The following is a 9,215-nucleotide window of genomic DNA, read 5'->3' as shown; positions in this document are numbered from 1 at the left end:
CGGCGCCGACGCCGCTGCCGCCCGCGGCCAGGAACCGGCTCTCCCGGTCGACCTGGGCGGCCACCCCGACCGCCTCCACGATCAGGCCGGCCGCCTCCAGGTCGGTGCCGATCAGGATGTGCGCGCCCCAGGCCGGCGGATCGCCGTCGCGGTGGACGCCGATTCCGCAGTCCGAGGCGGCCAGCGCCCGCCGGTCGCCCGACAGCAGCAGCACCACCGCGCCGTCCGCCTGCAGCCCGCGCAGCGAGGCGGTGAGGCGGTCCCCTCCGGGGACGACGGCGTCGGCGAAGCCGAAGGCCGGCTCCGGGCGGGCACCGGCCAGGACCACGCGGACCCCGGCGCGGCGGGCCGCGGCCGCCACGGCGTCCGCGCCCGGGGCCTTCTGCCGGGCCAGGCCCGCCACGGCCATCAGCCGCCTGCCCCGGGCCAGGCCCAGGACGCTCTCACTGCCCTGCCTGCGCAGCCGGGCCGCCGCCCGCGCTCCCCTGCGCCCGCTCAGCTCCAGCTCCTCCAGCGGCCCCAGGACCCAGCCGTCCTCGTCGCGGTGGGTCCCGCCGACCCTCTCGGGGGCGAAGAGCGCGAAGAGCCGCTCGGCGGCCTCCTGGGGATCGGCCCCCTCCAGCGGCACCAGGTCGGCCAGTTCGTGGTGGCTGCCGCTGAGCGCCTCCTCGTCCAGCACGACGGTGTCCGTCTGGCCCAGCCTCCGCAGCACGCTCCGGTCCATGACGGTCGCACCCCGCAGGGCCAGGGCGCGGCCGAGCGTGGTGGCGAAGCCCTCCCGCCCCGCGTCCGGGGCCTTGGGCACGCCGGAGAGCGCCACCGCCAGCCCGCGCCGCGGTCCGGTGAACGGCGCGGCCGCCGCCCCGGCCGCGGCCGTCAGCGCCATCGAGCGCTCGACGTAGCGGTCGACGGCGTCGGGGGGCGGAGGTACGGGACGCTCCACCGCGACCGGACCGGCCGCCGCGTCCCCGGGGCTGCCCACCAGCCTCGCCTCGGCCTCCTCCCACGCCCTGCGGTAGGCCCCGGCCTCCCGCCACTGCGCCATGCGCTCCACGACGTCGAGCACGAGGCCGCCGCCGCGCGTGGCCACGCCCTGGGTCAGGGCCGTGAGTACCGGCAGCAGGGAGTCGGCCTGCTGCGGGTCGTGCAGCCCCTGGGCGACCAGCCGCCGCAGCCGCGGGTGGCGGGCGACGGCTCCGGTGAGGGCGGCCACCTCGGGCGGCAGCGGCGTCCAGGGGGCCACCCGGTTGAGCGTGGACAGCCCCAGTCCCACCACGTCGGCGGCCAGGGCGGTGACGGACTGGCCGGTCCTCGGCCCCTCGCAGGGGTGGTGCGGTTCCTGGCACCACTCCTCGTGCTCCTCGTCCGCGCAGGGGACGTGCCCCTCGGCGCGCTCCACCAGCGCCACCAGCTCGCGTTCGGGCGGCGGCGGGGACTCCAGCGCCACCACCACCCGCCCCGACGGCGCGTTCACCCGTGCCCACAGCACCCCGGGGTGCCGCTCCAGGACGCGTTCCACTCGCCGGGCGGTCCGCTCGCCCTCGGGGGTGTTGATCCCGTGGACGGTGATGTAGCAGCGTCCCGGCCGGGACCACACGGCCCGCCGCGGCACCCCGACGAGCTGCCCGGCCAGCCGGCCGGCGGTGCCGACCGCCTCGCGCGCCCCGGCCGTCACCCCCTCCGGCACCAGACCGACCAGCGGCGGCACCGGCAGGCGCAGACCAGACACACCCGGCAGACCAGACAGCAACGACATCGACCATGCCCTCCCGACAGCGAACCGACAGACGAACCCGACATCCGACAGGCGAACCCGGCAGACCGACGGCGCCACCGGCGGGGACCGTGCCGGGCGGGGATCGCCCCGCCCGGCACGGTCCCCGCCGAAGGAGTCGCACGCTCCGGATAACCCCGTACGCCCGGCTCACACCTGCCACCGGCGGCGAACCGGGCAAGTGGGGCCGTACCCGACGTGTCGTCCCGCCCCGAGGGGGAACCCCGGTGCACCGAGACAGACGCATCGAGACAGACGCACCGAGACAGCAACCGAGACAGCAAGCGCGGCCCGGTCCGCCGGGCCGGCGGGATGGACGTCTATGACCAGCGGGTACATGGGTCCCGAGGACTTCGGCCGGGATCCGCTCGGAGAGTTCCTCGCGCGCTTCCTGGGCGCCTCGTCGTCGGGCGGGCAGCGGCCGGGGCCCCGGTACTTCGACTTCGTGCGGCTGATGAGCGAGCCCGCCCGGCAACTCGTCTCCTCCGCGGCGTCCTACGCCGCGCAGCACGGCAGCACCGACCTCAACACCGAGCACCTGCTGCGGGCGGCCCTCACCACCGAGCCGACCCGCGCCATGGTCTCCCGCGCCGGCGGCGATCCCGACACCATCGTCTCCGAGATCGACCGGCACGCCGGGGACGGTCCGCCGCGCTCCTCCATCTCCGTCAGCCCCGCCGTCAAGCGCGCCCTGATGGACGCCCACCAGGTCGCCCGCTCCTCCGGTTCGTCGTACATCGGCCCGGAGCACGTGCTGGTGGCCCTGGCCGCCAACCGGGACTCCGCGGCCGGCCAGATCCTCAACGCCGCCCACTTCGATCCGCGCTCCGGGCTCCCCGAGGGGCCGCAGCCCGGCGGCCCGGGCCCGGCCGGCGAACGCCAGCCCGCTCCCGGAGGACGCCCGGGGGGAACCGGCACACCGAACCTGGACAAGTTCGGCCGCGATCTGACCGAGTTCGCCCTCGAGGGACGCATCGACCCGGTGATCGGCCGCGACGAGCAGATCGAGCAGACCATCGAGATCCTGGCCCGGCGGGGCAAGAACAACCCGGTGCTGATCGGCGAGGCGGGCGTCGGCAAGACCGCCATCGTGGAAGGCCTGGCCCAGCGCATCGCCGACGGCGACGTGCCGGACAACCTGCTGGGCCGCCGCGTCGTCCAGCTGGACTTCGCGGGCGTGGTCGCCGGCACCCGCTACCGGGGCGACTTCGAGGAACGGCTCAACGGCATCATCGAGGAGATCCGCGCCCACAGCGACGAGCTGATCGTCTTCATCGACGAACTGCACACGGTGGTGGGCGCCGGGGGCGGCGGGGAGAGCGGCGCGATGGACGCCGGCAACATGCTCAAGCCGGCCCTCTCCCGCGGCGAGCTGCACGTCATCGGCGCCACCACGCTGGAGGAGCACCGCCGCCACATCGAGAAGGACGCCGCGCTGGCCCGCCGCTTCCAGCCCGTCCTGGTCCCCGAGCCGGACACGGCCGACGCCGTGGAGATCCTGCGGGGGCTGCGCGACCGCTACGAGGCGCACCACCAGGTCCGCTACAGCGACGAGGCGCTGCTGGCGGCCGTGGAGCTGTCCGACCGCTACCTGACCGACCGCTTCCTGCCGGACAAGGCGATCGACCTGATGGACCAGGCGGGCGCGCGGGTGCGGCTGCGCTCGTCCACCCGGGGCACCGACGTGCGCGCCCTGGAGCGCGAGGCCGAGCAACTGCGGCGGGACAAGGACCAGGCGGTGGCCGACGAGGACTACGAGCGCGCCAGGGAGCTGCGCGACCGCCTCGCCGAGGTGGAGCGGCAGGCGGCCGAGGGGGGCGGGAGGCAGCAGGTGGGCGACCGTATCGCCGAGGTCGGCGTCGAGGACATCGCCGACATCGTCTCCCGGCAGACCGGCATCCCCGTCAGCACCCTCACCCAGGAGGAGAAGGCCCGGCTGCTGGGCCTGGAGGAGCACCTGCACCGGAGGGTCGTGGGCCAGGACGAGGCGGTCTCCGTCGTCGCCGACGCCGTGCTGCGCTCGCGGGCCGGGCTGTCCAGCCCCGACCGCCCGATCGGCAGCTTCCTCTTCCTCGGTCCCACCGGCGTGGGCAAGACCGAGCTGGCCCGCGCGCTGGCGGAGGCCCTGTTCGGCACCGACGACCGGATGGTGCGCCTGGACATGAGCGAGTACCAGGAGCGACACACCGTCAGCCGGCTGGTCGGCGCTCCCCCGGGGTACGTCGGCCACGAGGAGGCCGGCCAGCTCACCGAGGCGGTGCGCCGCCACCCGTACTCGCTGCTGCTGCTGGACGAGGTGGAGAAGGCGCACCCGGACGTCTTCAACATCCTGCTCCAGGTCCTCGACGACGGGCGGCTGACCGACTCCCAGGGCCGCACGGTGGACTTCACCAACACCGTCATCGTGATGACCAGCAACCTCGGCTCCGAGGCCATCACCGGTCGCGGCGGCACGCTGGGCTTCTCCCCCGGCGCGGCGGGTGGCGAGGCCGAGGAGGCGGCCCGCCGCGAGCGGGTGCTGCGCCCGCTGCGCGAGCACTTCCGCCCGGAGTTCCTCAACCGCATCGACGAGATCGTGGTCTTCCGCCAGCTCTCCGACGAGCAGCTGCGGCGGATCACGGACATGCTGCTGGACGAGACGCGGCGGCGGCTGCACGCCCAGGACGTGGAGGTCGACTTCACCCCGCAGGCCGTGGAGTGGCTGGCCCGGCACGGCTACCAGCCGGAGTACGGGGCCCGGCCGCTGCGCCGCACCATCCAGCGGGAGGTGGACAACCAGCTCTCGCGGATGCTGCTCGGCGGCGAGCTGGAGCCGCACACCCGGCTGCGGGTGGACGTGTCGGACGGGACCCTGGTCTTCCACCGGGACCAGGCGGCCGCGCCGACGGTGCGGTAGGCGCCCGCGGCGCGGCCCCGGGCGCCCACCGCTCGGACGCGCACCGGAGCCGTACGTGCGGCGGCCGCCGTTCCCGGGGTGGGAACGGCGGCCGCCGCAGGGGTTCCGGTGGGCTGCCTCAGTGGCCCCTGCCCCGGCCGGTGAGGGCGTCGCGGAGCCGGTCGACCATGCCCGCGCCCGCGTCCATGATCTTGTTGGCCGGCGGGGTGTCGGGGGCCGAGGGGTGGGGGCGCGTGGGGGCCGTCTTCTTCGCGGTGCGCGCCTTGTCGCCCAGCTTGTCCAGCTGCTCCTGGGTCGCCGCCTGGCGCAGCCGCGGGAAGAGGTTGCGCTCCTCGTCGGCGATGTGGGAGCGGATCTCGGTCATCAGCTCGGCGACGAGCCGGTCGAACTCGGGGTCGTCGGCGCCGCGCCCCTCCATCGCCTTCATGGTGCGCTCCGCCGCGGAGTGCTCCTCGATCTCCTTGTCGGCGATCTCGTCGCCGTCCGGCAGGAGTTCCCGCACCGCCGGGTACAGGTACTGCTCCTCGGCGACGGAGTGCCGCACCAGCTCCATGACGGCCTGGTCGGCGAACTCCCTGCGCCGCGCGTCTCCCACGGGCATGGCCTCGATCCTGCCGAAGAGCTCCTCGACCTCCCGGTGGTCCGTGCTCAGCTCCTGGATGATGTCTCCGCCGTGTCCCATGGCCGGTGTCTTCCTTTCGCCGTCTGTCACAGGCGTCCGCCGAGGAGGCGGACACAGGCAACGTGTGCCCGGAGTCCGATGCGGCTAACGCCCTGTGACCCGCCGCCGTGCGCCCCCGCCCCGCCGGGCCCGGAGGGCTCCTTCGGCGCGTCCGGACACGCCGACGCGGGGCCTGCGGCCGGGAGGCCGGGCCCCGCGTCGCCGTGCGCCGCCCGTGGCGGGCGCCGGCCGTCGGCTCACTTCTGGGTCAGCATGCCCTCGCGCAGGCGCGCCAGCGCCCTGCTCAGCAGGCGTGAGACGTGCATCTGCGAGATCCCCAGCTCGGCCCCGATCTCCGACTGCGTCATGTCGCCGCCGAAGCGCATCTGCAGGATGCGCCGGTCGCGCTCGTCGAGCTGCTCCATCAGCGGCTTGAGGGCGTGGAGGTTCTCCACCTTCTCCAGGGCCGGGTCGACGTCCCCGAGCTGGTCGGCCAGCGGGGTGTCCTTGCCCTCGTCGCCCACGGGAAGGTCCAGGGAGCCGGCGACGTAGCCGTTGCTGGCCACCTGCCCCTCGATGACCTCCTCGACCGTGACGTTCATGAACTCCGCCAGCTCCTCGGTGGTGGCGGAGCGGCCCAGCCGGCGGCCGAGCTCCTCGTTCGCCCGGGCCAGCTCGATGCGCAGTTCCTGCAGCCGCCTGGGCACGCGTACGGCCCAGCTGGTGTCCCGGAAGAAGCGCTTGATCTCCCCCACGATGTACGGAACGGCGAAGGAGGTGAACTCGACCTCGCGGCTCAGGTCGAAACGGTCGATGGCCTTGATCAGGCCGATGGTGCCGACCTGGACGATGTCGTCCATCGGCTCCGCTCGGTGGCGGAAGCGGGAGGCGACGTAGTTGACGAGCGTCAGGTTGAGCTCGATGAGGGTGTTGCGCGCGTACTGGTACTCGTGCGTCCCCTCCTCCAGCACGCGCAGGCGCTCGAAGAACAGCTTCGACAGCTGCCGGGCATCGCGGGGCGCGACCTTGCCCGCGTCCTCGATTCTCGGCAGTTCGGGCAGATCAGTGGAGGCGGTCTCCTGCTCCTGGTCCGGCAAGACGTCACCGCTCGTCAGCTGAACCTCCGGGCTCAGGCTACGCATCATGCCCTCCTCTTTTGATCTGTCATGTGCAGCACGGCGCGTACCCGGCCCCGAACAACTCACACGCCCATCCGGGTGAGGTTTTACCTACGTACACACGATGTCTGTTAATCACCCGGGGTAAATGCCACCATAACGGATTTACTTCTCACAGCATATAGCCGTGAATGGCATGTTCCCGGTGGTGGACGGACCGCCGGAGCCGCTCGGCCTCCCGCCGGCTCGCGCGATCACCGGCGCACGGAGGGCGAGAGGTCCTAGGTTGTGCATGGCGGCCGGCCCGGCCGCCTCAGCACAGGGCACAGGATCAGGAGGGTCCCATGACCGACGGCCAACCCGGCACCGACCGGGACGCGCTGTCCGCGATCGACCGCAGCATCCCGCACTCGGCGCGGATCTGGAACTACTGGCTGGGCGGCAAGGACAACTACACCGCCGACCGCGAGGCGGGCGACCAGTACCAGGAGATCTTTCCCGGAATCGTGGAACTCGCCCGCGCCTCGCGGGGGTTCCTCTCCCGCGCCGTGACGCACCTGGCCGGCGATCTGGGCGTGCGGCAGTTCCTGGACATCGGCACCGGCCTGCCGACCGCCGACAACACCCACGAGGTCGCCCAGCGCACCGCACCCGAGTCCCGGATCGTCTACGTCGACAACGACCCCCTGGTCCTGGCCCACGCCCGGGCCCTGCTGACCTCCACGCCCGAGGGCGCCACCGCCTACATCGACGCCGATCTGCGCAGCCCCGACACCATCCTGGCCGAGGCCGCCCGGACCCTGGACCTCGACCGCCCGGTCGGCCTGATGCTGATGAACATCCTGGGCCACATCGAGGACTACGACGAGGCCAGGTCGATCGTGAGGCGGCTGATGGCGGCGCTGCCGTCGGGCAGCTGCCTGGTGAGCAACGACGGCACCGACGGCGACGAGGCGTTCAACCGCGCGCAGCGGTTCTACAACGAGATGGCCGGGGTCCCCTACATCCTCCGCACGCCCGGGCAGATCGCCGGGTACTTCAGGGGCCTGGATGTGCTGGAGCCGGGCGTGGTGCCGGTCTCGCGGTGGCGGCCGGAGGCCCCGCCGACCGGTGCGCCGCTCCCCGGCGGCCTTCCCCCCGCCGTGGAGGAGTACGGCGGGGTCGGCGTCAAGCCGTGACGTGCGGAACGGGGAGCCGCGGCCGGGGCGGGGCGGCGGTTCAGCGCCTGGCGTGGCGGCCCCGGCCGCGCCTCGCCTCCGCGGGCGTGTCGGCCGCCACCGCCTCGGCCACGCCCCGCAGGGTGATGGTGGCGTCGTCCAGGAGGGCGTCGGCGGCGGGCACCGCCCCGTCCGGACGGCGCCGGGCGCGCAGGTACTCGACGACGATCGGGAGCACCGAGAGGAGCACGATCAGGACCAGGATCAGGTCGATGTTGTCGCGGACGAACCGCACCTGCCCCAGCGCCGCGCCCAGCAGCGTCACGCCCGCGCCCCACAGCACCCCGCCGAGGACGTTGAAGATCAGGAAGCTGCGGTAGTCCATCCGGCTGACGCCGGCGATGACCGGTGTGAAGGTCCGCACGATCGGCACGAAGCGGGCCAGCACCAGGGACTTGGGCCCGTGCTTCTCGAAGAACTCGTGGGCCTTCTCCACGTTCTCCTGCTTGAAGAGGCGGGAGTCCGGCCGTCTGAACAGGGCCGGTCCCACCTTCCGGCCGAACATGTAGCCCACCTGGTCCCCGGCGACCGCGGCGAGGACGATCAGGGTGCACACCAGCCACAGCGGATGGTGCAGGTACTGGTCGGTGGCGACCAGCAGGCCGGTGGTGAACAGCAGCGAGTCACCGGGCAGGAAGAAGCCGATGAGCAGCCCTGATTCGGCGAAGACGATGCAGAGGATGCCGATCAGACCGAAGGTCTGGATGAGGTGGTCCGGGTCCAGCCAGGCCGGACCGAGCGCGAGAGGGGTCACTTGGGACGTGCTCCTGAAACGGTTGCATGCGCCGGAGCGATAACCCGGGCGCACGCGCCGCCCGGGAATCGTGGTGCCGGACGGCACCTGGCTGGAACTTACAGCGTGTTCGGGGGCCGTCCGGTTCCCGTCCCGGGGGACGGACGGCCGGAATCCGTACGGAGCACACGGGCCGGTGACCGGCGACGGCACCGCCCGCACGGGGCGGGCGGTGCCGTGGAACGGCCGCGGAAGACCTCCCGCGGCCCGCTCGGCCTGCTAGGGCAGGTACTTCTCGACGGCGGCGGCTCCGTGCTCCTCCAGCTCCCTGCGCGCCTTCTCGATCAGTTCCGGCGTGGGCTCGCGGCCGGACAGCATGACCAGATCTTCCGGGTCCACCGGCTGCTCGCTGCCGGTGCGCAGCTGCGCCGGCCGCGGCGCGGAGGACTCTTCCTTGTCGTGTTCACCCTTCACAGCGAGCCTCCTCTGCTCGGTTCCACCCCCGTGAGCGGGGTTGTCTGCTGCGTACCCCCGCATTCCCGGCTGATTCGCCCCGGCGTACGCACGGTCACGGGCCGATCCGCTCCGGGCGCGCCCCCGAGGCGCGCCCGGCGGCCCTGAGCCGGTCGCGGCCCGCTCTCGCCAGCGCGCCCGCCCCCGCGGCGTAGACGAGCGAGAGCACGGCCGCCGCCCGCGCCGGGACCGGAGCTGCCAGCGGGGTACCCGCATCCGGCGGCGGCCGCGCCGTGGTGGACGGTGGAGATCCCCGCGGCGCGCGACAACCACCACGGCGAGCCGCACGTGCACATCGAGCAC

The 9,215-nt window shown here is 73.6% G+C and carries 6 protein-coding genes and 1 pseudogene; 2 read left to right on the top strand and 5 right to left on the bottom strand.

All coding sequences use genetic code 11. The features are described 5' to 3' along the window. Nucleotides 1-1,756 (bottom strand): annotated as a pseudogene (locus tag ACLIYP_RS27490) (haloacid dehalogenase); the annotation flags it as partial. A gap of 340 nt (nt 1,757-2,096) precedes the next feature. Here ACLIYP_RS27490 and ACLIYP_RS27485 point away from each other — a divergent pair. Further along, nucleotides 2,097-4,670 carry an ATP-dependent Clp protease ATP-binding subunit gene (locus ACLIYP_RS27485; protein ID WP_412715802.1) on the top strand — a complete coding sequence of 858 codons (2,574 nt, stop codon included), beginning with the start codon at nt 2,097-2,099 and terminating at the stop codon, nt 4,668-4,670. Between the two features lie 118 nt (nt 4,671-4,788). Here ACLIYP_RS27485 and ACLIYP_RS27480 read toward each other — a convergent pair whose 3' ends face one another. Then, entirely contained in the window at nt 4,789-5,352 is a 564-nt protein-coding gene (locus tag ACLIYP_RS27480) for a hemerythrin domain-containing protein (RefSeq protein WP_412715801.1), read from the bottom strand. Between the two features lie 236 nt (nt 5,353-5,588). Then, nucleotides 5,589-6,473: an RNA polymerase sigma factor SigF gene (locus ACLIYP_RS27475; protein WP_093656464.1), complete on the bottom strand. Its 885-nt coding sequence runs from the start codon at nt 6,471-6,473 to the stop codon at nt 5,589-5,591. Between the two features lie 320 nt (nt 6,474-6,793). Between ACLIYP_RS27475 and ACLIYP_RS27470 the strand changes: the two genes are divergently transcribed. Further along, entirely contained in the window at nt 6,794-7,627 is an 834-nt protein-coding gene (locus tag ACLIYP_RS27470) for an SAM-dependent methyltransferase (protein ID WP_412715800.1), read from the top strand. A 40-nt stretch (nt 7,628-7,667) separates the two neighbouring features. Here the strand turns inward: ACLIYP_RS27470 and ACLIYP_RS27465 are convergent, their stop codons facing one another. Together ACLIYP_RS27465 and ACLIYP_RS27460 are read right to left on the bottom strand one after the other, a co-directional pair. Next, nucleotides 7,668-8,420, bottom strand: a complete 753-nt coding sequence (locus ACLIYP_RS27465; RefSeq protein ID WP_412715799.1) for a DedA family protein — start codon at nt 8,418-8,420, stop codon at nt 7,668-7,670. Between the two features lie 258 nt (nt 8,421-8,678). After that, complete coding sequence (locus ACLIYP_RS27460; RefSeq protein WP_412715798.1) at nt 8,679-8,873, bottom strand: hypothetical protein; 195 nt, start codon at nt 8,871-8,873, stop codon at nt 8,679-8,681. Nucleotides 8,874-9,215 lie beyond the last annotated feature (342 nt).

The organism is Streptomyces nanhaiensis (assembly GCF_046614825.1).
GTDB lineage: Bacteria > Actinomycetota > Actinomycetes > Streptomycetales > Streptomycetaceae > Streptomyces > Streptomyces radiopugnans.
The sequence above is the reverse complement of the archived record's forward strand: the minus strand, read 5'-3'. Positions and strand labels throughout refer to the sequence as shown.